Genomic DNA, 22,628 nt, shown 5'->3' with positions numbered 1-22,628 from the left:
CGGCGCTCCCCCCGGGTCCTCTTGCGCGAGAGCACCGGGGGCGACAGGTCGTCGGGACGTCTCGATCACGCAAGCGGTTCCGTTCCGGACCGGCGGTCGATCACGGCCGGTGATAGGGCCTGATAGCCGCGAGTTGCGCGTGCCTGGAACAAAATCCACCTCCTCCACCCAAAGCAGCCGGTCGAGCCGGTTCGGTTTGGGTATGCCCATCGGAGCGATCGGCGACAATTCGTTGTGGGTGCACCCAAATTAGACCAATCGCTGCTGGCACGAACGTCCGGTTTCAGCTGCGGCGCCGAAGGCCGCTTACCACCCTTCTCGGACCTTGCCGTATGTAGCTACGTGCGTCTGGAAAACGATCGGATACCCGACAGAACGGGTGATAGGACTGAGGTCCGATTAGGGTAATGAGCGGACTTTGGCCTTTCGCCCCAAACCGGACCCTCCGCCACCCACAGGGCCTCACTATAGGCGCGGATTGGAGCTTCCGAGGAAGCGAGCCTTCGCTGCGTCGGTTGTTGCCCAACGGCTACGCTCGTGTCGCAACTCTGCACCCCACGCACGGGAAGGCCGCTTAATCCGTGCTGGCATACAATAACAGCCGATCCGATGGCTGAGAGGTTTGGACTGCGGAATGACGAGAGCTGGGTTTGTCCGAGCGATCCATATCGCTGCCATCGCCGCCTCGCTCACCTACGGGTTGGCCGGCATCCCCGTGCAGGCCGGCTCATCGGCACAACCTGGACAGACCGTGGGGCAAGCCCCGGGTGCGCCATTGCCGATCGGGCTCTACTTCATTGACACGTCCAGTTTCGGCTTGCGCGATATTACCCCACGCGGCACCGACTCGAACATCAACCTGCCGTCCTTCATCTGGGCGACACCGGCCGAGGTTATCGGCGGGCGGCTGCAGCTTGTCGTGTTGCAGCCGATCACAGCCTCGAGCACGCGGGGCGCGGCGTACCAGAGCGGGTTCGGCCAGACGCTGCTCGCTGCGCAAGTGGCTTGGAAGCTCGGCAACAACCTCAATTTCAGCTACCTGCTCGGGGCGTACCTACCTAGCGAGACCAAGATCGTCATCCAAAATCCGGTTCTGCACCAACGTTTCGCCATCACTTACGATGGCGATAGCTGGAACCTGACAGGCAACTTCCTGTACGGCACCTTCTTCGATACACGGTCGGCCAGCGGTACCTTTTACCCGGACTTTCTCAATCTCGATCTCACGGCCACCAAGCATTTCGGTAAGTGGGAAATTGGGCCGGTAGCGTTCGGATCGACCGACCTTCCGACCAACAATCCGTCCTATGCCCGGCAGGGCCAGTTCGCTGTGGGCGGCCTCGTGGGATACAACTTCGGTCCGGTCAATCTCCAAGCCTACGTCACGCGAGACGTTGTTCAGCGCAACTACGCCGGACTTGAGACACGCGGCTGGTTGCGCGCCACGGTGCCGATCTACCAGGACAAGGGGCAGCCTCCTGAGCCGAGCCCCATCCTGCGCAAATTCTGAAACCGTCTTGCACACGTGTGGTGATGGGTGCGCTCTCCTGCGATGGATGCACGAACATCTCTGGCAGGGGATCCCGCTTGTTCACAGCTAACGCGAGCCACCTTAACCCGTGCTCGGGACGGTAATGGCCACATCTGGATGGGAGGCTCAGGCTGCCTGGGCGAGTTGCGGCTCGATCCAGGTCTGCGCCGTATCGAGGTCGGCGAAGGTGGGTCGGTTTGGCGTATCGACCAGCCCGAAGCCCGCCTCCAGGAACCACATCCCGGACATGTCGTCGTGATAGCCCGAGAGCCGCACCAAGACCGCCGCAAGCAAGCCGTCGGCGAAGACCAACTGGCCGTCGATATCGTAGCTGCCGGTGCCGACCTGCACCGGCTGTAGACGAAGGGTCATGCGGCCGCCCGCTTCTCCAACTGCAGGTAGCTGGGATCAAACTCCGAGACCCGCATAAGTTCGTCCCACGCCTCGATCACCAGTGTGCTGCTTCGGAGCGTGATTAAGGTCTTGCCGCGCATTTCCTGGAGCACGCGATTGATGTGCAGGGGGGGCAGCCCCAGCGCGTCGGCGAGATCCGCCTGGGTGATCGGCAGCGGGCAACGGTAGTCCCCGGCCAGCCCCACCGCTTGCAGCTTCAGGTACAGCTCGCAGAACAGGTGGGCGACATGCTCGAAGGCCGAGCGCCGTCCCATGCTCACCAGCCACTCCCGGAAGATTCCCGCATCGATCAGGGTGTCACGCCAGAAAATCGATGCGATGCCAGGGTAGCGTGCCGTCAGGGCCCGCAGGCTCTCATGCGAGATGAAGGCCACGGTGGCTTTGGTCATCGTGGCGAGGCTGTGATCCATGGTGTGGATGTGCAGGCTCTGGAGATCCGGGATGTCGCCGGGGATGTGAAACGACAAGATCTGCCGTTTGCCCTGGCCGAGCAGCTTGTACCGACAGGCCCACCCCTTGAGGATCAGGCAGCAATGCGAGGGCTTGTCGCCGTCGTGCACGATGTCCTGTCGGGCATCGAGGTTGTGGATCCGCATCGGCAGGCTCTCGATGGCCCGCCGCTCCTCAACCGAGAGGCGAGCGATGCTCTCTAGCTTGCGGATGAGCATGGTCATGACTTGCTGATCGGGGGCTGATTGCATTGTGGTCCGCCGCGCATTGCAGGTGGAAGCGCCCGGCTCTCCCAGTCAACAGCACCTGTGTCGGATCAGCTGATGATAGTCGCCAACATAGGCAGACGTTATTTTATCTGTTCGTCAAAAGATAGATTTTCGGGGCAATCATCGGCCCCGAAGGCTAAGATTTCCCATCGTCAGGCACTTCAATTTCGCAGCGAAGGCTTAGCTTTTGATACGGACCGGGTCAACGCTCCGGTACTGCAAGCGCCGTAAACGACGCGATTAAAGGTGAGCCTGTCTAAAGCCATCTTTTGTTCTAATCGATCGCTGTGCAAGCGTTCCTCGACAGATCATCGCCTGCACAGTTTCCTCCTACCCGAGCGAGCTCAAGCACCGTTGTTCGGTCCGGGTGGTGGGGTGTTTCTTGGTGCAGGTCACCTGTTTCCGGGCAGGGGCCGGGCGTCCGAAATCGTACCTGTGATGCCTCTGCGGGATCGGCGCGGCTCGACTAAGCGTTTCTTTGAGGAACATCTTCCGGACGGTCAGCAGGTTTTCTCAATCATGATAGCAGTCCGATGCAGCAGGCGCTGACACGGAAGCTTGAGAGCTTCGAACCTCTGTCCGAGCAGGCTCGCTGGGCCCTGAACCGCTTGGTACTCAAGGTCCGGCAGGTCGGTGCGCGCCAGGATCTGATCCAGGAGGGCGACAAGCCCGACAACGTCCTGCTGATCCTCGATGGCTTCGCGTGCCGCTACAAGATGCTCCCGGACGGCCAGCGCCAGATCATGGCCCTTCTGGTGCCGGGCGACTTCTGCGACCTGAACGTGTTCATCCTCGACGAGATGGACCACAACATCGGCACGATCTCGGCATGCAAGGTTGTGGATGTCCCGCGCAAGGCTATCGACGAGATCGCGGCCCATCACCCGAGCATCGCGCGGGCCTTCTGGTGGTGCTCTCTGGTCGACGGTGCCGTCCTGCGTGAGTGGCTCGTCAACATGGGTGGACGTGCCCCAGGTCAGCGCATTGCCCACCTTCTGTGCGAACTTCTCATGCGCCTGGAAGCGGTCGGACGTGTTACCCATAACAGCTACGCGTTCCCGCTGACGCAGACCGAGATCGCCGACACGATGGGCCTGTCCGACGTGCACGTGAACCGGACCCTGCGGGAGCTGCGCGCGCTCGGCCTGATCCACCTCAAGAGCCGGGTGCTCACCATCCTCGATGTCGAACGGCTGAAGGCTTTCTGTAGCTTCGCGCCGAACTACCTGCACCTGCGCAATACCCGCTGGGGCGAGCGCCGCGATCTGAGTTGGCCAGGCACCGCCCAGGAGGGCTAGCGGATGTCCGAACAGGGCAACGTCGAGACGCTGATCGTGCTGCAACCGATCGCCGTCGATACGGCCAGCCCTGATCGCGAAGGCCGACTGGTGATCGCCAACGGCCTGCTCGTGGCCGTGCTAGTACGCCTCGACGATCCAGAGCACGACAATCTCGGAAACTGGTTCCTGGAGGTGGGCTTCGGCCGGTTGCAGGGGAAAAACACTCCGACCTTCCCCACTCTGGAGCAGGCGACGCGCTGGCTGAGACGGCATCTGAAGGCGGATTGAGCCATCTTCTGATTTGGGACAGGAATTCGCTATGCGCAGGTCCTGACGATGATGCTGTGAAGCGGGCGGGCGAGGTGAAGCATGAGCGACTCCGAACAAAGTGGCGCCGAAGCCGTCTACGTCTCGGCCAGCCGACCCATCTCGTCGTAGAGCATCGTTGTCTCCGATCTGAGCTACAGCGCCCGAGTATCTCCCACCTTCAATCCGCTCACAGGTGCGCGTATGAGAACGCGCAATCGCGTGGCTCAAGCACCTGTCGGTCTCCGAGGAGGCTACGCCCGGATGCGATGATCTGGACCGTCTGGCGGCTATCACACGCGGTCTGTGCCATGACCTCACAATCACGCAGATTTGAGATCAGTAATTCGCGTGGGATTTCATCTGTGTTAAGAGCATCGCCCACTTTCGAGGAGACGGTACGCTCAAGCTCGGACCAGAAATGCTCCGGTATTTCCATTTTCTGGGTCATAGATATCACTTGATCTAAAACTAAAGATCATACTTTGATACCTGTGGCTCGGGCGTCCTATCTAATGTTGGATTTGGATCATTTTTCCGGTCCGCTTCAGCGCGCGCGAACGCGTCGCTCACACCGTCAGGATTAAGGCGATCCGCTATAAAACCTTCATCATGATGATCGGACAGCGGTACCGCCACTTGCGTAAGCTTGTTCGAAACAGCCTTGGTGGCGATGATCTCCCCCGCGCGGACGTCTAATGACTCGCGAACAGCCCACGAGCCTCCGCTTGCAGGGCCTTGTTCCCCGATGTTGCCCCAAAGGTCAGGCAAACGCCCGGCTGCCATCGGAGGCCTTTTCAGCCGTTTCGACGTTCTACATTCATGATGGCTCTCGACCTGATCCGCGCGCTCGCCGAGGACGCGTCCATCGGGGTCGTCGTCACCGACGTGGCGATCGAATCCCCTGGCCCGATCATCCTCTATGCCAATCCCGCCTTTGGGCGGCTGGTCGGACGCGACCTCGACCGGATCGTCGGGCAAAGCCCCCGCTTCATGCAGGGCAAGGAGACGAGGCGGGAAACCCTCGACGCCTTCCATCGCGCCCTCACAGCTGGTGAGCGGTTCCACGGCTACCTGACCAACTACCGCAGCGACGGCATCAAGTACCGCGTTGAGATCGACTGCCGGCCTCTGCGCAACGTGAGCGGTGAACTCGACGGCTTCGTTGCGTTCCAGCGCGAGGTCGTGCGGCGGCTCGGTCGTCCCGCCGGAGGCAGCGGCGGGCGGTACGAGGCCAGCCTGATAAGTAACGACCCGTTAGGAGACCCCTTGCGCAGCTTGGGCGTTTTCAGCGCTGAAGATTAAAGGCGCGACACATCAAAATCGAGAGCATTGCGCCGATCGAGGATTTGATTGCTATCAAAACCGTCATTTGCTGGGTTTCTGTTCGATGAGACCAAAACCGTTTAACAGACAATCAAGTATTAGCTGCTAAATCCAACACAGCAGACGGTCGAATAGCAGATCGCTGTCGTCATCGTGCGTGAATCACTGCACTCACGTGGACTCCGACGCCATTCCGCATCAAGCCAGGTCGAGACACCATGTCGAGTGCCTTGCGTATCGCCCCATCTCAAGTCACATCGGCCATCGGCGTATCGAGCTCGATCGAGCCGGGGTCAAAGACGCTGATCCAATGCCTTGCCTCGATCCGCTACGGGCTCCTGCTCGTCGACGAGACTGGACAGCAAATCCTTTGCACCGAACCGGCCCACCGTCTCCTCGACGCACTCGGGCTGTCGCGCGACGCAGCCCCTCCCTTGCGAGGGCGCTTGCGCGTGCTCCAAGCCCTCGCACAGTCCTCCCGCCGTGAGGTCTTCCGGAACCTGCGCCGTTCACGTGTCGATGGGGTCAGCACCGTGTTCGAGCTGATCGACGGCGCCCGAGCGATCCAGATCGAGCTGCAGCCTGTGCCGGGCACCGGTTGGGCCGTGATCATCGAAGACGTCAGCGTGCGTCGGACCGCCGAGGCCGAGGCCGCGGCGATGGCCAGCCTCGATCCACTGACAGGCCTGCCGAACCGGCTGATGCTGCGCGATCGCCTTGACGAGGCGCTCGCCCGCCTCGGCAGGACGGGCGAGGGTTGCGCCTTGCTGTTGATCGACCTCGACCGGTTCAAGCCGGTCAATGACACGCTGGGCCATCCCGTCGGCGACGCCCTGCTGCGCATGGTCGCCGACCGGCTGCGCTCGGCCGTGCGCCCGACCGATACCGTCGCCCGGATCGGTGGGGACGAGTTCGTCGTGTTGCAGACCGGTGTGAGGACGTCGGCCGACACGCTGCCCCTGGCGCGGCGCGTGGTCGATCTGATCGGGCGAACCTACATACTCGATGGTCACCTGCTCACGATCGGTGCCAGCGTCGGTGCCGCCCTGGCGCCGGCCGACGGCGTCGACGCCGACCGGCTGCTCAAGGTCGCCGACCTGGCGCTGTACCGGGCGAAGCTCGACGGGCGCGGCACCTTCCGCTTCTTCGAGCCCGAGATGGACGCGCGGATGCAGGCGCGCCGCCGTCTCGAACTCGATCTCCGACAAGCCCTCGCCCGCCGCGAGTTCCAGCTGCACTACCAGCCGCAGCTCAACCTGGAGAGCAATCGTCTCACCGGGTGCGAGGCCTTGCTGCGCTGGCGCCATCCCGAGCGCGGGATGATCCCGCCGCTCGACTTCATCCCACTCGCCGAGGAGATCGGCTTGATCGTGCCGATCGGAGAATGGGTGATCCGGCAAGCCTGTCGCGATGCCGTGACTTGGCCGGCACCGATCTCCATCGCGGTGAACGTCTCACCTGCACAGTTCAAGAGCGAACGCTTGGTCGAGACGATCATGTCCGCCCTGGCCAGTTCCGGCCTACCGGCGCACAGGCTGGAGATCGAGATCACCGAGGGCGTGCTGCTCCACGAGAGCGAGCGGACCTTGCAGATCCTGCAACGGCTGCGAGCGCTCGGCGTGCGCGTGTCGATGGACGACTTCGGCACCGGATACTCGTCGCTGAGCTATCTGCGCTCGTTCCCGTTCGACAAGATCAAGATCGACCGATCGTTCGTGAGCGACCTGTCGGTCAAGCCGGGCGGGGACGCGATCATCCGGGCCATCGCAGGCCTGGGTAAAAGCCTTGGGATGACCACCGTCGCCGAGGGCGTCGAGACGGCCGACCAGATGCAGCGCATCCGCTCGGAGGGCTGCACCGACGTGCAGGGCTACCTGATCAGCCGGCCCGTCCCGGCTGACGATCTCATGAAGCTGCTCAACGAGCACATCGCCCAGGCTTGATCGCACACAGACGTTTACCGGAGCCGCCCCGATGAGTGAGCTGTACCGTTTGGTCTATGCCAGCAAGAACCTCCTGGAGATGAGCGAGGCCGAGGCGAGCGCGGCCATCGCGCAGATCCTGGAGACGTCCCAGCGCAACAACGCCAAGGTCGAGGTGACCGGGGCGCTGCTGTTCAACGGCGGTGCCTTCGCCCAGGTCCTGGAGGGCCCCCGCCGCGCGGTCGAGAGCACTTTCGAGCGCATCCAGCGCGACGAGCGCCATGGCGAGGTCACGGTGCTGCAATGTGGTCCGGCCGAGCGCCGCGGCTTCCCGAACTGGTCGATGGGTTTCGTCGGGCACTCGGCACGGGGTCGAGCCCTATGGAGCGGCCTCGCCGCCGAGAGCGGCTTCGACCTCAGTCGGCTCGACGGCGACGCCGTGTTCACGACGCTCCACAGCCTGGTCCTGGATGACGAAGGCGTGCCCACCTCCGCTCCCGATCATCCCGCCGTCGAAGCGTCCCCGCACCAGGCGGTTCCGGAGCTGGACGTCGCGCGGATCCGCGCCGAGCTACCGCGCCCCGGTCAAACACTGCAGTCGCGGCAGGCTGACACCGATACGCCGGCGATCGATCCCGTTCCATCGCACTCATCCCCCGAGCGGAGCATCGCGGCATCGTCCTCGGCGATCGCGCTGACCGTGCTGAAGGCGGCCTTGGCCGCTGAGCGCGAGCGCACGACCGAGCTGCGCAACGCCCTGGACGGAATGCAGATAGCCTTGGCGACCAGCCAGGACCGTGCAGACCAGCTCTCGAGGGAGCGGGATCTCTGGGCGCGACGCGCACAGTTGCTCGCCACGGCTCTGGGACAGGAGGCGACGGCTGCCAGCGCAGCCGCGGGCGTCACCGACCGGGCGAACGAGCAGGCCGATGTGACCTCCCACCATGTGCGCGAGGTCGCGCGCGCGGCGGGCTGAACTGTGTCGGATGCCATCGGCATACCGGGGACGTGACGGCGGTCACGACGATGTTCCTTGAGATCGCGGTATGGGCGAGCTTCTCCTGATCTCGGACGATCTGCGCCGCGCCGAGCGCCTCGCGCGCGACTTCGGCGACCCTACGGCGAGCCGCATCCACGACCTCTACGACGACGAGCCGTTCGCCGCCCGTCCCGGGGCGATCGTCAGCGATGTCGAGCGGCTCACCTCCGATGCCATCATTCGTCTACGCAGGATCTTGGGGCAGGTACGCGGCGAGGGTGTGCCGTACCTGTTCCTCGTCCACGGCAACACGGCCCGCGCCGAGGCACAAGCCCAGGTGTTGGGCGCGGACGGCCTACTCAGCGCCGGGGCGAGCGCGCGGCAGCTTCTCGACACCTTGGGACGCATGCGGACACCGCTGCGATCGATCCCGGTTGCCGTGCAGGCGCACGCCTGCGAGGCCGGGCAATTCCTCAAACAGGTTCTCCTATCCGGCAAACCGATCACGCCCGCCGTCGCCGAGATCGGCACCGATCTCGTCGTGCGTGCCGTCAGCGACAGCGGCATCCACGACTGGATCCAAGCTATCCAACAGTTCGACGATGCCACGCACCAGCACTGCCTGCTCGTGGCGTCGCTCGCCGCCGCCTTCTCGGCTGCGCTCGGTCTACGCGCGGCGGACCGGCATCGCCTGACGAAGGCCGCGCTGCTGCACGATGTCGGCAAGATCCACGTTCCGACCGAGATCCTGAACAAGCCGGGCAAGCTCACCGATGCGGAGACGGTGGTGATGCGCACGCACCCGGCGCGCGGCTACGCTATGCTGGTGGGTGCCGGCTTCGAGGACGGGCTGCTGGCGGCCGTGCGCTCGCACCACGAGATGCTCGATGGTTCAGGATACCCGGATCATCTCAAGGCATGGGAAATCCCGGATCTCGTGCGGTTGGTCACGATCTGCGACGTCTACGGGGCGCTGATCGAGCGCCGCCCGTATCGAGCGCCGATGGCTGGCGAACGAGCCTACGGCATTCTGGAGGGTATGGCGGATCGCCTCGATGCCGACCTCGTACGCGCGTTCCAGCCTGTCGTGGCTGTGAGAGCCCACGCGTGATGCTAGAGGTGTTTCTACCTTCCGCGGACTGCTGTCGGCACGATGCCAAATGCATACGGCGCGACACAAGCCCCGGTGGCCAAGGGCCGGATCACCGGCTCATGAGCTCGCAGAACACGTCTCGGCGTGCTGGATGAGTCGGTCGATCTGAGCGAGCCCCTTGCTCGCTTCGATGCATAGGTTCGCATTGACCGTGTCGATCCGGCCGTCGCCGCTCGGTGGTCGCGCCTGCAGATCGGCGATCACCCCAGCCAGTTCGGTTCGCTGTGACCGCAGCTTGGTCAGGATCGCCTTGATCCGTGCCGTCGTGAGACTGGACGCGCGCCCCTCGGACAACAACGTTGTCGCGACCCCGTCGAAGTCGCCGAGGGCGGATGCCTCGTCGCTCTTGCGACGGAACGCGATGATTGCGCTGGACACCTGATTTGGACCTCAGCCGGCTGCGCCCGCGGCTTCCCGCACCTGTGACGTTGACACATCGACCTGCTCGCCCGCTCGGGCGATCGCCTCCAAGCCGCCGGCGATCATGGTCTTGCCGTGCGCGGCCGTGTGCACGCCGCCCGACATCTCCCGCGTCACCGCAGGATTGCGCAAGCCCTGCTTGAGCGCATGCTGCAACGCTGCGGCTTGGTCCATCGCCCAGCTGAGGCTCCGATACGGAGCCATCCGGTCAGCGAACGTCTGGTCGATGCGGGCGCAGCTCGCCGCGTAAGCCTCAGTCGGGTTCTCGATCGCCGCGCGCACGAGCTCGCCGAGCGCATCGTCGAGGCTGCGCCGCACGGCAGCACCAACCTCCGACAGCTGTGCCCAGTCATGCCCAAGGGCGGCGGCGGCCAAATCAGGGCTCTGGGCCATCGTCAGGCGACCGCTCGCGCGGCTTCCCGCACCTGGCGCGTCGCTGCATCGACCTGCTCGCTCGCTCGGGCGATCGCCTCCATACCGCCGGCGATCGTGGTCACGCCGTGCGCGGCCGTATGCATGCTGCCCGACATCTCCCGCGTCACCGCCGACTGCTCTTCAACGGCCGCCGCGATCGCGGCCGAGACCTCGTCCAGACCCCGGATCGTGCCCTGGATCGAACCGATGGCATCGACCGCCTCCCGGGTCGCCGCCTGCGTCGCCACGATCTGCCCGCGGATTTGCTCGGTCGCCTTGGCGGTCTGCTCAGCCAGCGCCTTCACTTCGGTGGCGACCACCGCGAAGCCCTTGCCCGCCGCACCTGCACGCGCCGCCTCGATCGTGGCGTTCAAGGCCAGTAGATTGGTCTGCGAGGCGATGCCCTGGATCAGCGCGACCACATCGCCGATCTGTGCCGCCTGTCCGCTCAGCCCCGCCACGATGCTTCCCGTGTGCCGAGCCTGTTCGACCGCCTCGCCGGCCATGCGCGCGGCGTGGCTGACCTGCTGGCTGATCTCGCCGACCGAAGCCGAGAGTTCCTCCGCCCCCGAGGCGACGCATTGGATGTCGTTCGAGACCTGTCCGACCGTGCCGGCAGCCTCCGCGGTCTGCCGCGTGACATCCTCGACCGCACTACCGATCGCGTCGAGGTCGGCGCCGATCGCACGCTGGGCCTCGGCCCGGCGCTGGCGTTCGCGAACTTGGAGGGTGATGTCGGTGGCGAACTTCACCACCTTCACCACGTGCCCGTCCGCGTCGGTGATCGGATTGTAGGTCGCCTGGATCCAGACCTCGCGGTCGCCTTTGGCGATGCGTCGGAACTCACCCGCGGCGAAGGTTCCCTGGGCGAGCTTCGACCAGAACTCGCGATAGGCTGCCCCGGCCCGCTCCCCGACATCCACGAACAGGCTATGGTGCTGCCCCCGGATCTCATCCAGGCGATAGCCCATCGCGTCGAGAAAGTTGGCGTTGGCATCGAGGATCGTGCCGGCCAAATCAAAGGCGATCACCGCCTGCGAGCGGTGCAGAGCGGTGATCTGCCCGTCGAGATCGAGCATGCGCATCTTCTGAGCGGTGATGTCGGAGGCGAACTTGACCACCTTCACGACGTGGCCGGCGCGGTCGAGCACCGGGTTGTAGCTCGCTTGTACCCAGACGATACGTCCGCCCTTGGCGATTCGTTTGAACTCGGCGGACTGGAAGGAGCCCCGCCGCAGGGCTTCCCAGAACGCCCGGTACTCGGCGTTGTCGCGGTGTCCTGCCTCGACGAACATCGCGTGGTGCTGCCCCTGCACCTCAGGCAGGGTGTAGCCCATCGCCGTCAGGAAACTGGCGTTGGCGGTAAGGATGGTGCCGTCGGGCTTAAACTCGATGACCCCGTGTGAGCGGTCCAGCGCATCGAGCTTTGCCACGTGATTGGCGTGCGTGCGCGTCCCACCGAACATGGTCATAGACTCCAGAATTTGCAGTGGTACTCGACAGCGAGGCGACGTCTGGCCCCGCGAACTCAGCTGACAGGTCGCATGGAACGCTAATGCTCTGGTCAATACTGGATAAAAAACGTTATTTATTTCTTAATTGAGTAAACCCATCAAATGATGGGTCCGCTGCGACTGAGCAAGGAACATTTTTTCGGAAATCGCACCGGCGTGATTGGAAGCAATGACGATCAGAGGTGCTCCGAGATGCCGACGTCGCGCATCGTACGGTTTAATACGATGCTGCATGGCAGATCGAGCGGAGTGGCTCAGCATCAAGGAGCCTATATCCCTGGCGCGGCTTAAGGTTCACCGGCTTTTGATCGAAGCGGTCACATAGAGTGTCTTCAACGTCGCCGAGACGTCCGAGTACGACAGGCCGGCCTTCTGCAACACGCGGTCCGCCTGCCCGGCCAATAAGCGGAAATCGTCTGCGGTAACGTTCTTGGCGGTCAGAACCACCACGGGGATGTCGTACCATTCCGGACGCGTACGCAGCAGACGCAGGAACCCGAACCCAGGAACAGCAGTGACCTACACCGTCGAGCAACTGGCGCCCGGCAGCTACGACGTGCTGCTCGATGGAGCGCTGATCGCCAGCCTCGTCCGGAATGTTCACCGGGATGGGCCGGCCGACACATGGGTGGTCGAGCTGCTCAACGAGGTCCCAGCGATCAAGCGGCCCGAACCGTTCACGAACCAGCGGCACGTATTCAAGTCGCGTCCGGCAGCGCTAGAGTGGCTTGGCATCCAAGAGAGTGGCAGTGCCGAGCCAGACGAATGAGCATGATCAAGGGGCGGCTTCTGGCGATCGGAGTTGCGGTCGTGCTCGTGAGCGTCGAACGTACGCTTGAGGCTGCCGGCCTGGAATACGCGTTCGAGGACTGCGCTGTTGCAGCTGTCGCGGCGGCCGTAGTCGTAGCAGCGGCGGATCTTCGCTCATGACCGCCGGCCTGGAGTTCATCTCCGAGAACGGCGGCGGGGCTGGCGTGCGGATGCGGCAACCATGAGCCCTCGCTGGGCGCGGTTCGGCGGCACCGTCTCCCTGGCAGGCTTCACCGTCATCGTCACGGCTCTGGCCGTCTTCGGGCTCGCGGGTCTCGTGCCGTGAACCCCGGCCTCTCGTTCATCTCTGAGAACGGTGGCAAAGCCGGGATCCGGTTCCGGGAGCGGTAAGGAGCGGTGATCTGAGCGACCGTCCCATCTTGCTGAGCGCGAATAACCGCTGCCGGCTGCGGCTTCTAAAGGAGCGCAACCGTTTCTATGCGACCAGCAGTACATTGCGCAGCTTGGCGAACCGCGGCTTTTTCACCTCGACCGGGCGCCTCGATGAAGCCAACAGTGCGGAGTGGAGGATCACCAAGGCAGGCCGCAAAGTACTCTTGGATACCGAGGGCCGCCTGACCAGTGCAGATAGCGAATTCGCGATCTGGTTTCGGGAGCCGAAGGCGTGATCACGGGTCCCCAGCTCCTCGCAGCACGGCTTTCTATCCGCTGGGCGCCAAGAGATCTGGCCCGGCATGCCAAAGTGCCTGTAAGCGTTGTGGAGCGGGCTGAAAGCAGCCCCGGCGAGCCGGCGGTCACGATCGCCCAGTTGAACGCCCTGATGCAGGCCCTGCGGGCTGCGGGCGCCAGCTTCCCACCTACTGATCCTAGTGCGCAACCCAGCGAATGAAAGAGAAGGCAGCTTGGAGGCCGGGGCCCGGAGTTGAACCGGACGTGCGGAGCTTTGCGGGCTCCTGGCTGGACACTCGCCCACCTGGCCGTCCTCTTTAGACCATGCGGCGCAGGCAGCCTCAAGGTCACGCGATGAGGGATCCTCAGATGGCTGCAAAGAAGCTTAGCGAGCTCCTACCGACCATAACCGCCGGCCTGGAGTTCATCCCCGAGAATGGCGGCGGGGCCGGGATCCGGTTCCGGGAGCGGAAGGCGCTATGGCGCGCATCAGCAACGACAAACAGCCTGCACGACGGCACCCCAAAGCGATGCCGCACTGGTTGGTGTTCGTGATCAGCGTGCTGACCCTCAGCGTGCCGATCGCGGGCTTGCTGTTCATGGTGTGGCTGGCCGTAGTGAGGCCGGCGGACTTCGTCGTCAGTCTCGTCGAGATGGCCTACATCGTGGTCGCCACCATCCTGATCGCTGCCGTCATGGCGTCCTACGTGCACCGGAAGCAGCGACCGCTCCCATGACGGGCTCGTCAATGAACGATGAGGACCGTGAGTTCGAGCACTCTCCGCTATCTGGCTCTTTCACCCGCGACGATGAGCCGGTCGACGTGGAGATTTATCGGTTCGCGGGTACGCAGGATCCCTGGCAGCTGGCCGTCGTCCACATGTCGAGCGGCAGCACCGAATGGCAGGAGCGGTTCGCGACGGAGCAGGACGCCTACCGCGCGTTCGCCGAGACCGTCGAGAGGGACGGGATCGCATCGTTCGGCGCGACGGTAAGCAAAGTGGTGCACTGACCCCATCCGGCGCCTCGTGGAAGAGGCGCGGAAAGTGGGACAGTTAGGCCCGCCGTCCACACGATAACGAGAACGAAACAGGCGGCGTGTCGTTTCGCATATTGCGAGCGTTTCGTTTATTGCGAATATGCCGCTGAGTTTTTGAGTGAGGAGAAGCCGACATGACGATGCCTGCTTCCGCAAAAGGCCTTGGAGGGCGCCTACCATCCGAGTTGGAGCGTGAGACAGCCAACCAGCTACGCCGTTTGCTGGCTCTTCAGGCGTCTGGCGAAGCGAACCTGCGCGTATTGGACGATGATGGGAAAGTCGTCGACGTCACCCTCGCCCCTGCAGTCTCAAAGCTTCTGATGGAAGTGCTCCATCCGATCGGGCGCGGCGATGCCGTGACACTCGTTCCGGTTTCCCAAATGCTGACAACGCAGCAGGCGGCCGATATCCTGAACGTGTCACGGCCGTTCCTAGTTTCGCTGTTGGAAAAAGGGGAGATTCCCTTCAATCCGGTCGGGCGTCACCGGCGCATCCGCGCTGAAGATCTGTTCGCCTACAAGGCCGCCCGCGACAAGCGTCGCATCGAAGCTCTATCGGAGTTGGCGGCACTCGATGGGGAGCTGCTGTAGCCTGTGTTCGCGAACCGGTTCACCGCGACGATCGACGCCTGCGTTCTCGCGGGCGTGCTTCGACGGAACCTCATCCTGACCCTCGCGCAGTGGGAGTTCTTCCGCGTGCGGTGGTCGGATGAGATCCTGGGCGAAACCGAGCGTGCCATCGCGGGGTTGTTCGCGAAGAAGGGAGATTTGAACGCGGCCGAGAAGGGGGCGAAGGCACGTGCAAGCATGGAAAAGGCGTTCGAGGACGCCATGGTCTCGGGCTACGCGCGGTACCTGCCAATGTGTGAAGGCGTCGACCCAGGCGATGCTCACGTCATTGCGGTTGCGTTGAAGACCCAGGCGCAGGTCATCGTAACCGACAATCTGAAGCATTTCCCGGCCACGCTTCTTGAGCCGCTGAACCTAGAGGCAAAGAGCGCTGATGCGTTCATCGCGGACACGATTGCATTGGACATCGGGCGAGCCGTGGCGGCCATCCACCAGATGCGACAGCGATTGGAAAGACCAGCGATGACTGCCTCTGACCTCCTCGTGATGATGGACGCCAACGGGCTGACGACGGCCGTGAACATCCTCCAGCCGCACGAAGCTTCACTCTAGCAGCTCCTCACGCTTGGCCGCTGTTGGCCGTCATCGCATAGGCGCAGCCGCTTGGAACGGATCTGATCTCCGCAGGCTTACTCAGCCACTCTAGGGAGGGCGATATGCTGACGGGTGGTTTGCTGTGGCTGATTGGGGTGCCGATCCCCGTCCTAATCCTGATCTGGTTCTTCTTTCTTGGGGGGCGGTAACGCCTCCTGCGTAACTACCGCGACTCGGCCATCTTGAAAGCTATCTCGCCGCTATGCGCACAGCCCTTGCAGGCCTTACCATCGCTATTGCTATGGGTGGGGCTCAGGCGGTCGAGCCGGTGCCGAAGTTCAAACCCAACACCCTCTACCCTGATGCTCGGGCTTCGCTTCTTCAGCTCGGCTGGAGGCCTGCCACTGTGCCACCGTCAAGCCGAGTGTGCGAGCGTCGCGAGGATACCTGCGAAGCCTACCCAGAGGCTGAGACCTGTGCGCCGTTCGGAGCCGCGGCGTGCTCGATGCCCTGGAAGCGCGGCGAGCAGCTCATCAGCGTCATGACGATCGGCGACACTGACATCCTGGTTCGGTCCGCGTCTTGTCGATCAGGCTGTTAGGTACCCCGCAGAGAGCGTCACGATTGAACGACCTGCAGCTGCGGAAGAGGCGGCGCACCCCATTAAGAGCGCGCCGCAAAGTTAGCTCGTGGTCTCATCAACGAGCAGGCGCCCAGGGCAAAGTCCAGGCCATGAAAAATTCGCTCCGTTGAACCGGGCGGGCTTCCAGTCTTGGACAAAGGTGTCACCGCGGAGTCCGAGGTTGGCGTGCGCTTAGCATGTGACAGATCATGACAGGGGCGTTGCTGCCCGCCGGTGATCGAGCTAGCGCCGAGACCCTCGCCGCTGCACCCAGGTCATCGACGGTCGCCGCATGCGATGACGCCGCATTCGCAGGTTGGTGAGCATATCGGAAGGCGAAGAGACACCGGCTACGGGGCCAGCCGGCACGGCGGCGGCCGGAAGGCTTGAGCCAACCAGGCCGGCACCGGCAAGCGCGGCCAGAATTAAGATACGCATGGGAATCCTCCGTGCCTCAGCGCAGGAGGATCGCGTCGGCTATAGGGAAGCGTTGAGGTCCGTTTCCGGTTCAGTAGCCGCGCCCACCCACGACATCGTCCGCTGCGGTTTTCGCACTACGACCGTTGCCGAGCCTCCACGACGAGCAGCAGGGCGATGCAGCATCTATAGATGTAATTAAAACACACTTGCACGACACTTGATTGCACGAGTGATTAGAGTTGCGCTAATCATACGTCATCGAATGGTGCCCCAACGCTTATCGGCCTGAATCGCTATTGCCCTGGATTGAGTTGTTAGATGTATGCTGGTGAATACAACCTACACCTAATCGTAATACATCCAAGCCGTGTGCTGATATGCAGGATCGCCGCGTGAAGCTTCGGGTCGAAGCTACCATCGAAGGCCATGTTGCCTTCCCGGGGGTCGATGCAGAAGTCCGCTGTATCGTGACGAACCACTCACCCGTGGGTGCTTGCCTCGCTTTTCCGCCAGGCCTCGCAGTGCCGCGCTACTTTGAACTCGCGATCGGCCAGGAGCCGATGCCTTCAACCGTTCGCATAGTCTGGCGACGAGAGGACTTGGTAGGTGTTGCCTACGCAGCACCCCGATCGGGCGTACCTGACGTCATCCCAGGCTGAGTTCGCGAACGCACGCAGCCAAAAAGTTTCACAGTCTCGCCGTCTTCGGGGCGCCTCCTAAGAGCAATAGTGTTGACGGATCGCCAAGTTCACTCCGTCTTGGAGTGCCCCGCGTTGCGCAACACCCTCCTAGCCCTTCTGGCCGTCGTCGTCGTCATGGCCGCTCACGGCGTGGCCAAGCTGGTGCTGCTGCCGTTCCGGGCGCTGCGCGGCCTGTTCCGACACAGTGCCAAGCCAGCGCAGGTCACGGCGCGCTAACCGGATCCCGGCAACCTATGCGGACGCCGGTGAGATTGTCGACCTCCCCCGCTAGCCCGTGATCAGATCGGGCGGTGGGGATGAGGCGGCCCGTCAAGATAGAGCGTGCGAGTATATCATCGCCTCGCGCTATCAGGTTCCGCTAGCGGCGCCACACCCACCTCACTGTTCGTGATTATCATTGCCGCTCGCGGCTGATCGCTTTGCCGCCTCTTTAACGAGGGCGTGCAGAAGTGCTGTCGTAAACGCCTGCATCTCCTCTGTTCCGTGCTTCATCACAGCATCGTGCGCCTCTCGGCATGCATCGACCATCTCATCGAAGTCATGGTCGTCGATCATCGCACTACCTGGGCTCCAATTCGCTCACCGCGAGCACGGCGCGGGTAGGTACTATTCAGGATTGCGACTTTGAAGTAGGTTCGGGGCGTGGATCACAAATTTTTTTAGCGCGCCTAGAGAGCCGCCCATGCGTCATCCAGTGCGGCATTCGCATTCCGGTTCCAACCAACACGACCGCGGTCGCAAGGCCATCCAGCGGATCGCGGACACGTTGGGGTGTCCTGTCGAGACGCTTCTAGAGACAGCCCATTCGGAGGCTTACCCAGACGAGATTGCCGAACTGATCCGGCTTTGGTTCAAAATCCAAGATACCACGATACGCAAAGCTCTCTTGGAGCGAATACGGGTAACGGCAGGCGAGCCGTCGAAGTGAGATGTGTCGTCAAGAACGCCAGCCCGTGATCAGATCGGGCGGCGGGGCCGAGCCGAGGATCAGGAATGTCTCAAGCGCGATGGTCGCGGTTTCAGTGCTCGGTCCCCGGCATGTTCTGCCTTGGCGTGCCGCCATGATCTTTGATGAGGTTGGAGCGTTCCGGATCGCCCTTCAAGTTAGCGACCTGCTTGCGTGCGGCCAATGCGAGAAAGCCGACGCCGCCGATCGTGCCCAGCGCTAGAAATAACAGAGAGATACCGCTGCCCATGGGCGAGGCCTTTCGTTGACGAAACCGCCCAAGGAAGGGTGACGGAGAGCACTATGCTACAAGCCAAACAGTGCCTGGAGCCATAGGTTGCAGTTTTAGAAGATATTATAGGCGCGACGTATTTCCTTAACAAATTTAGGGAGGAGCCACGTGGGCTCAAACTATGTTGATCTAGGCAGAAATTGCCGCGGCGCGGAGTTTCATCGTGTACAATCCCATCTTTTCATTGATATTGCTGGCGATCGAGTCTCAGCGCGTGATCGAGTTACGAATGGTGCGCCTCGCCTGGGGCGGCCGCGAGGGCCGGGCCGAGATGCAGTCGATGGTTGTCGAGAAGGTGCACGCCGCCGGCGAGGCCATGACGACGCTGATGCTCGGTGGCTCGCCCGAAGCTGTCATCGCCCGCTACCGCGAGCACGTCGCCTTCAACACCAAGCGGCTGTCGGCGGCCTAGCACGAAGCGTCAGTCACGCCCCGCTTCGGCGCTCGCACGCCCTACCATCTCCCACGGTGCCGCTCAGCCGTGCGAGGGCATTTCCAAACCAGTTATTAGCGGGATAGCTCAAGCCGGCTTCAGATGCCGTCGCAGCCAGCGGGTCGCATCTTCCAGGCTCAGAAAAGTCCGGGCCTTCCTCCCCTGCAGCCGGCCGAACCCAACCTCGATGAACCAGCTCCCGACATCATCGTGCTCCGGCTCGGCGAGGCGGACCAGAACCGCCACAAGCAGGCCGTTGGCGATCACCAGCCTGCCTTCGCGATCAGGGCTGTCCGTGTCGACGGGGATCGGCTGAAGCACGACCAGCGTCTCGACGTTGCCCTGTTCGGACATCCGCTAGCCCTCCTGGGCGGTGCCTGGCCAACTCAGATCGCGGCGCTCGCCCCAGCGGGTGTTGCGCAGGTGTAGGTAGTTTGGTGCGAAGCTACAGAAGGCCTTCAGCCGTTCGACATCGAGGATGGTGAGCACCCGGCTCTTGAGGTGGATCAGGCCAAGGGCGCGCAGCTCCCGCAAGGTCCGGTTCACGTGCACGTCGGACAGGCCCATCGTGTCGGCGATCTCGGTCTGCGTCAGCGGGAAAGCGTAGCTGTTGTCGGTGACACGTCCCACCGCTTCCAGACGCATGAGGAGTTCGCACAGGAGATGCGCGATGCGCTGATCCGGAGCCCGGCCGCCCATGTTGACGAGCCACTCGCGCAAGACGGTACCATCGACCAGGGAGCACCACCAGAAGGCGCGGGTGATGCTGGGATGGTGGGCTGCGATCTCGTCGATGGCCTGGCGCGGGACATCCACGACCTTACACGCCGATATCGTGCCGATGCTGTGGTCCACCTCGTCGGGGATGAACAAGTTCAAGTAGCAGAAGTCACCCGGAACACAGAGGGCCATGATCTGGCGCTGGCCGTCCGGGAGCACCTTGTACCGGCAGGCGAAGCCATCCAGGATGAGTAGGACGTTGTCGGGCTTGTCGCCTTCCTAGATCAAATCCTGGCGCGCGCCGACCTGCCTCACCTTGAGCGTCAGCCCGTTCAGGGCCCAACGGGCCTATTCGGACAGCGGTTCGAAGCTCTCAAGCTTCCGCGTCAGCGCCTGCTGCATCGGACCGCCCTCATGGGTGGGAGACCGAGCTTGCGTCCGGAAGGTACCCCTCGAAGGGCCAACTCGGGTTCCCCCGCCCTGCCTCGGAACAGATGACCTGCGCCAAAAGGGTCCGCGCCATCCGGGTCGGCAACGAGTCCTCAATTCGGTCGGGTCGGAACAAGCTAGGCAGGCGATAATCGGACACGATCCGCTCACGTAGCCCGTTATGCTCGCATTATTGCGGCGCCGGCCCAACACCCGTGCCAGGGACTGACAAGGCTAATCCGATTAAAAAGCAGATTTTTGAAGAGGGCTGAACCTGATAAAGCTATTGGTACGTTATCAGACCGTCCAACTGTCCGCTCTCGCCGCGGCCAAAGTAACCCCGTCACTACCGATTTCGGACCCGGTATAGCCCAGCATCTGGGCGAGCTGCTCCCGAGCGCGCCAGACGCGGCTCTTTATGGTGCCGATCTGGCAGTTCATTTCAGTTGCGGCTTCCTCGTAGGTTAAGTTCTCAATCACGATGAGGACGAGAGCTTGCCGTGAATTCGGGGCCATTCGAGCGAGCGCTGCCTTCATATCACGCACGTCGAGATGGCCACTTTGCTCAGGTAGTGAGACCATCCGGGCGGCATGTGCACCCTCTTCGTCTTCCACCTCGCGCGTACGTTTCCGACACTCACTGTAAAACTGATTTCGCATGATCGTAAAAGACCACGCCTCCAAGTTCGTGCCTCGAATGAAGTTCGATTGCCCGCGCAATGCGCGCAACAGAGTTTCTTGAACCAAGTCGTCAGCTGTGGTGGTATTGCGCGTCAACGATCGGGCAAATCGATGCAGTGCCGGCGTCAGTGCTAAAAGTCCTTCACGAAACTCAGCTCCCCCGGCATCCTGAGCGCTCTTGAGGGCGGCATCAATCTTCGCAATTAACTTGGCAATATTATCTGGAATGTTCTCGCGCTCAATAATTCGCGTATACGTTGCGCCAAGCATCTGCCCGAGGTGAAGGCGAACGCCTGCGGGCAAATCCGGCTTTTGCCGAGTAGTCACGGCACAGCTGGGCCTGAATTGAACCATGACCGTGGCCTGGGCAGAGGGAGAGCCCCCTCAAGCAAAACTACTCATCCGGCGGTCGCGCGGTTAAGTCTGCGTCTTTTTACGGTTTTTGCAGGAAATATTATTTTTCAATCTATCGCGCGCAAGGCGGAGAGGTCGTCTTGCACGGTGCCCGAATACCCCCCTTGCCCATCCATGTGAGGCGCATGCACATGCATGGACCAACAGAAACTAATGGGTTTCGTCACCCACCTTCTGGGCACCATGTTGGCCGGGGGGCCATATCATCCCAGCTCGCCCGGCCTTGCGCATATCTCTACTGCGAACTGCGAAGGCTAAAACGAACGCCGGCACCGCCGGGACGAGCAACAGATTAACAAATGGATAGATGCTTCGTCAACGTAGTAAGAGTAATAATTACGCATCAATACTCGACCTTCAAGTGGGATTGCTACGTCGATGCGGATCCCTGATATCTCCGGCCTCTTGACCTACGCCCTCTGCAAGATCCGGAATATCAAGAAGCTCGTTATAGATCTGCCGGTTCGTGATCATCCCTTCCCTCGTCACGATTGCTGTTGCAACGATCACAAGAAAAAGACCAATCAAGGCAAGACTGAGACTTACATACTTGAATACATTATCATCAGGAAATGCTAACGACAACCCTCCTGCGATCAATGTTATTATTAGCAATATGGCCGACGTAAGTACTATAATATTTGCGTATCCCATCAGATCACAGCGCCGTTTATAACGGAATATCTGATCCTTCATGTTAGCTCTCCGGCTATCAGATAGTTCAGAGGTGCGATATTTCTCAATCAGTTCGCGATACCGATCTATTGCAGAGTCATGGCGAACCTGCAGAAAACCCATAAATATCCAGGCGGCGAAAATGATCGAGGCTGCTGGCCCGATAACTTTCAAAATATTGGCGAGATCTAAATTCATTGGGCTAAGGTCGCCTCCATTGCTCCTCGGCAACCCACCGCCTCTCAAGAGTTTCCTGGGCCGCGCGCATTTGGCGCTCGCGCAGTGATCGGGGGGGGGCAAGCATGACTTGCCAAACGCGGAGGCCGTCCTTCGCGGACAAGCCGCTTCTGGGTCGTGACGGACTCCGCTCAGCCTTGCGCACTCCCGACCGCGTCCGCGGCGGATAATCCTGAAATGGGTTCGAGCTGAGCCATAGGGAAACTTCGGTGTGTCCCCGGCGCTCTCGCGGAGCGGTGTTTCATCCGGTTGAACGACCGTTCGATCGGACGTAACACCCCGCAAAATCAGCATGGCTTTGATCGGCCCCCACAGGGTGGTCCAAGGTTAAATTTAGTGCGCGGTAGGCCGCTCCGCCACGGGTAGCTTGGCCGGCGGAGCTGGTCGGGCGAGCGCAGCCGGCCAAGCAGTGAAGGCTGGCATAAACACCTCTGGTGC

At 62.2% G+C, this 22,628-nt stretch carries 27 protein-coding genes, 1 tRNA gene and 1 pseudogene; 16 read left to right on the top strand and 13 right to left on the bottom strand.

What is annotated here, in order from left to right:
- Positions 1 to 634: 634 nt before the first annotated feature.
- Positions 635 to 1,510, top strand: a complete 876-nt coding sequence (locus MKK65_RS12130) for a transporter (RefSeq protein WP_243957970.1) — start codon at positions 635 to 637, stop codon at positions 1,508 to 1,510.
- A 147-nt stretch (positions 1,511 to 1,657) separates the two neighbouring features.
- On the opposite strand, the gene MKK65_RS12125 is transcribed toward MKK65_RS12130, so the two are convergent.
- Together MKK65_RS12125 and MKK65_RS12120 are read right to left on the bottom strand one after the other, a co-directional pair.
- Positions 1,658 to 1,903, bottom strand: coding sequence for a hypothetical protein (locus tag MKK65_RS12125; RefSeq protein ID WP_243957969.1), 246 nt, complete (start codon positions 1,901 to 1,903; stop codon positions 1,658 to 1,660).
- Positions 1,900 to 2,619 (bottom strand): Crp/Fnr family transcriptional regulator, encoded by a 720-nt coding sequence (locus tag MKK65_RS12120; RefSeq protein WP_243957967.1) that lies wholly within the window; start codon positions 2,617 to 2,619, stop codon positions 1,900 to 1,902. Before MKK65_RS12120 ends, MKK65_RS12125 begins: the two co-directional genes overlap by 4 nt.
- 578 nt (positions 2,620 to 3,197) lie before the next feature.
- Here MKK65_RS12120 and MKK65_RS12115 point away from each other — a divergent pair.
- The 6 genes from MKK65_RS12115 to MKK65_RS12090 all read left to right on the top strand — a co-directional run bounded on the left by MKK65_RS12115 (position 3,198) and on the right by MKK65_RS12090 (position 9,588).
- Positions 3,198 to 3,962 carry a Crp/Fnr family transcriptional regulator gene (locus MKK65_RS12115; protein ID WP_243957965.1) on the top strand — a complete coding sequence of 255 codons (765 nt, stop codon included), beginning with the start codon at positions 3,198 to 3,200 and terminating at the stop codon, positions 3,960 to 3,962.
- A gap of 3 nt (positions 3,963 to 3,965) precedes the next feature.
- Positions 3,966 to 4,232 carry a hypothetical protein gene (locus MKK65_RS12110; RefSeq protein ID WP_243957962.1) on the top strand — a complete coding sequence of 89 codons (267 nt, stop codon included), beginning with the start codon at positions 3,966 to 3,968 and terminating at the stop codon, positions 4,230 to 4,232.
- A gap of 840 nt (positions 4,233 to 5,072) precedes the next feature.
- Positions 5,073 to 5,555, top strand: coding sequence for a PAS domain-containing protein (locus tag MKK65_RS12105; protein WP_243957960.1), 483 nt, complete (start codon positions 5,073 to 5,075; stop codon positions 5,553 to 5,555).
- A 284-nt stretch (positions 5,556 to 5,839) separates the two neighbouring features.
- Entirely contained in the window at positions 5,840 to 7,519 is a 1,680-nt protein-coding gene (locus tag MKK65_RS12100; RefSeq protein WP_409565424.1) for a putative bifunctional diguanylate cyclase/phosphodiesterase, read from the top strand.
- 31 nt (positions 7,520 to 7,550) lie between these two features.
- Positions 7,551 to 8,474: a BLUF domain-containing protein gene (locus MKK65_RS12095; RefSeq protein ID WP_243957956.1), complete on the top strand. Its 924-nt coding sequence runs from the start codon at positions 7,551 to 7,553 to the stop codon at positions 8,472 to 8,474.
- A gap of 70 nt (positions 8,475 to 8,544) precedes the next feature.
- Entirely contained in the window at positions 8,545 to 9,588 is a 1,044-nt protein-coding gene (locus MKK65_RS12090) for an HD-GYP domain-containing protein (protein WP_243957954.1), read from the top strand.
- Positions 9,589 to 9,687: 99 nt separating this feature from the next.
- Here the strand turns inward: MKK65_RS12090 and MKK65_RS12085 are convergent, their stop codons facing one another.
- From MKK65_RS12085 to MKK65_RS12070, 4 genes are all read right to left on the bottom strand, one after another.
- Positions 9,688 to 10,008: a hypothetical protein gene (locus MKK65_RS12085; protein WP_243957952.1), complete on the bottom strand. Its 321-nt coding sequence runs from the start codon at positions 10,006 to 10,008 to the stop codon at positions 9,688 to 9,690.
- A gap of 12 nt (positions 10,009 to 10,020) precedes the next feature.
- On the bottom strand, positions 10,021 to 10,425 hold the full coding sequence (locus MKK65_RS12080; RefSeq protein ID WP_243957950.1) for a hypothetical protein: 405 nt from the start codon (positions 10,423 to 10,425) through the stop codon (positions 10,021 to 10,023).
- A 20-nt stretch (positions 10,426 to 10,445) separates the two neighbouring features.
- Positions 10,446 to 11,930 (bottom strand): PAS domain-containing protein, encoded by a 1,485-nt coding sequence (locus MKK65_RS12075; protein WP_243957971.1) that lies wholly within the window; start codon positions 11,928 to 11,930, stop codon positions 10,446 to 10,448.
- Between the two features lie 342 nt (positions 11,931 to 12,272).
- Entirely contained in the window at positions 12,273 to 12,428 is a 156-nt protein-coding gene (locus tag MKK65_RS12070; protein ID WP_313902038.1) for a hypothetical protein, read from the bottom strand.
- Positions 12,429 to 12,492: 64 nt separating this feature from the next.
- Between MKK65_RS12070 and MKK65_RS12065 the strand changes: the two genes are divergently transcribed.
- The 3 genes from MKK65_RS12065 to MKK65_RS12055 all read left to right on the top strand — a co-directional run bounded on the left by MKK65_RS12065 (position 12,493) and on the right by MKK65_RS12055 (position 13,417).
- Positions 12,493 to 12,747 carry a hypothetical protein gene (locus MKK65_RS12065; RefSeq protein ID WP_243957948.1) on the top strand — a complete coding sequence of 85 codons (255 nt, stop codon included), beginning with the start codon at positions 12,493 to 12,495 and terminating at the stop codon, positions 12,745 to 12,747.
- Positions 12,744 to 12,908: a hypothetical protein gene (locus tag MKK65_RS12060; protein WP_243957946.1), complete on the top strand. Its 165-nt coding sequence runs from the start codon at positions 12,744 to 12,746 to the stop codon at positions 12,906 to 12,908. The genes MKK65_RS12065 and MKK65_RS12060 overlap by 4 nt, the downstream gene beginning before the upstream one ends.
- 260 nt (positions 12,909 to 13,168) lie before the next feature.
- Positions 13,169 to 13,417, top strand: a complete 249-nt coding sequence (locus tag MKK65_RS12055) for a hypothetical protein (RefSeq protein ID WP_243957944.1) — start codon at positions 13,169 to 13,171, stop codon at positions 13,415 to 13,417.
- Between the two features lie 235 nt (positions 13,418 to 13,652).
- Here the strand turns inward: MKK65_RS12055 and MKK65_RS12050 are convergent.
- Positions 13,653 to 13,728: transfer RNA gene (locus MKK65_RS12050), tRNA-Cys, on the bottom strand.
- Positions 13,729 to 13,897: 169 nt separating this feature from the next.
- Here MKK65_RS12050 and MKK65_RS12045 point away from each other — a divergent pair.
- From MKK65_RS12045 to MKK65_RS12025, 5 genes are all read left to right on the top strand, one after another.
- Positions 13,898 to 14,155: a hypothetical protein gene (locus MKK65_RS12045; RefSeq protein ID WP_243957942.1), complete on the top strand. Its 258-nt coding sequence runs from the start codon at positions 13,898 to 13,900 to the stop codon at positions 14,153 to 14,155.
- Positions 14,156 to 14,166: 11 nt separating this feature from the next.
- Positions 14,167 to 14,430 carry a hypothetical protein gene (locus MKK65_RS12040; protein WP_243957941.1) on the top strand — a complete coding sequence of 88 codons (264 nt, stop codon included), beginning with the start codon at positions 14,167 to 14,169 and terminating at the stop codon, positions 14,428 to 14,430.
- Positions 14,431 to 14,591: 161 nt separating this feature from the next.
- Entirely contained in the window at positions 14,592 to 15,047 is a 456-nt protein-coding gene (locus MKK65_RS12035) for a helix-turn-helix domain-containing protein (RefSeq protein ID WP_243957939.1), read from the top strand.
- 3 nt (positions 15,048 to 15,050) lie between these two features.
- Positions 15,051 to 15,638, top strand: a complete 588-nt coding sequence (locus MKK65_RS12030; RefSeq protein ID WP_243957937.1) for a PIN domain-containing protein — start codon at positions 15,051 to 15,053, stop codon at positions 15,636 to 15,638.
- Positions 15,639 to 17,435: 1,797 nt separating this feature from the next.
- Positions 17,436 to 17,579 carry a hypothetical protein gene (locus tag MKK65_RS12025; protein WP_243957936.1) on the top strand — a complete coding sequence of 48 codons (144 nt, stop codon included), beginning with the start codon at positions 17,436 to 17,438 and terminating at the stop codon, positions 17,577 to 17,579.
- 162 nt (positions 17,580 to 17,741) lie between these two features.
- Here the strand turns inward: MKK65_RS12025 and MKK65_RS12020 are convergent, their stop codons facing one another.
- Positions 17,742 to 17,918: a hypothetical protein gene (locus tag MKK65_RS12020; RefSeq protein WP_243957935.1), complete on the bottom strand. Its 177-nt coding sequence runs from the start codon at positions 17,916 to 17,918 to the stop codon at positions 17,742 to 17,744.
- Positions 17,919 to 18,382: 464 nt separating this feature from the next.
- Positions 18,383 to 18,559, bottom strand: coding sequence for a hypothetical protein (locus MKK65_RS12015; protein ID WP_243957934.1), 177 nt, complete (start codon positions 18,557 to 18,559; stop codon positions 18,383 to 18,385).
- Between the two features lie 205 nt (positions 18,560 to 18,764).
- On the opposite strand from MKK65_RS12015, the gene MKK65_RS12010 reads away from it, so the two are divergent.
- On the top strand, positions 18,765 to 19,013 hold the full coding sequence (locus MKK65_RS12010) for a hypothetical protein (RefSeq protein ID WP_092045541.1): 249 nt from the start codon (positions 18,765 to 18,767) through the stop codon (positions 19,011 to 19,013).
- A gap of 108 nt (positions 19,014 to 19,121) precedes the next feature.
- Here MKK65_RS12010 and MKK65_RS12005 read toward each other — a convergent pair whose 3' ends face one another.
- From MKK65_RS12005 to MKK65_RS11990, 4 genes and pseudogenes are all read right to left on the bottom strand, one after another.
- Positions 19,122 to 19,388, bottom strand: a complete 267-nt coding sequence (locus MKK65_RS12005) for a hypothetical protein (RefSeq protein WP_243957933.1) — start codon at positions 19,386 to 19,388, stop codon at positions 19,122 to 19,124.
- Positions 19,389 to 19,391: 3 nt separating this feature from the next.
- Positions 19,392 to 20,021, bottom strand: a pseudogene (locus tag MKK65_RS31545) (Crp/Fnr family transcriptional regulator); the annotation flags it as partial.
- A gap of 459 nt (positions 20,022 to 20,480) precedes the next feature.
- On the bottom strand, positions 20,481 to 21,218 hold the full coding sequence (locus MKK65_RS11995) for a sigma-70 family RNA polymerase sigma factor (RefSeq protein WP_243957931.1): 738 nt from the start codon (positions 21,216 to 21,218) through the stop codon (positions 20,481 to 20,483).
- A 417-nt stretch (positions 21,219 to 21,635) separates the two neighbouring features.
- On the bottom strand, positions 21,636 to 22,151 hold the full coding sequence (locus MKK65_RS11990; protein WP_243957929.1) for a DUF2721 domain-containing protein: 516 nt from the start codon (positions 22,149 to 22,151) through the stop codon (positions 21,636 to 21,638).
- Between the last annotated feature and the right edge of the window lie 477 nt (positions 22,152 to 22,628).

The organism is Methylobacterium sp. J-001, assembly GCF_022829565.1.
Lineage (GTDB): Bacteria > Pseudomonadota > Alphaproteobacteria > Rhizobiales > Beijerinckiaceae > Methylobacterium.
Note: the sequence above shows the minus strand (reverse complement) of the source record. Positions and strands in the feature narration are given on the sequence as shown.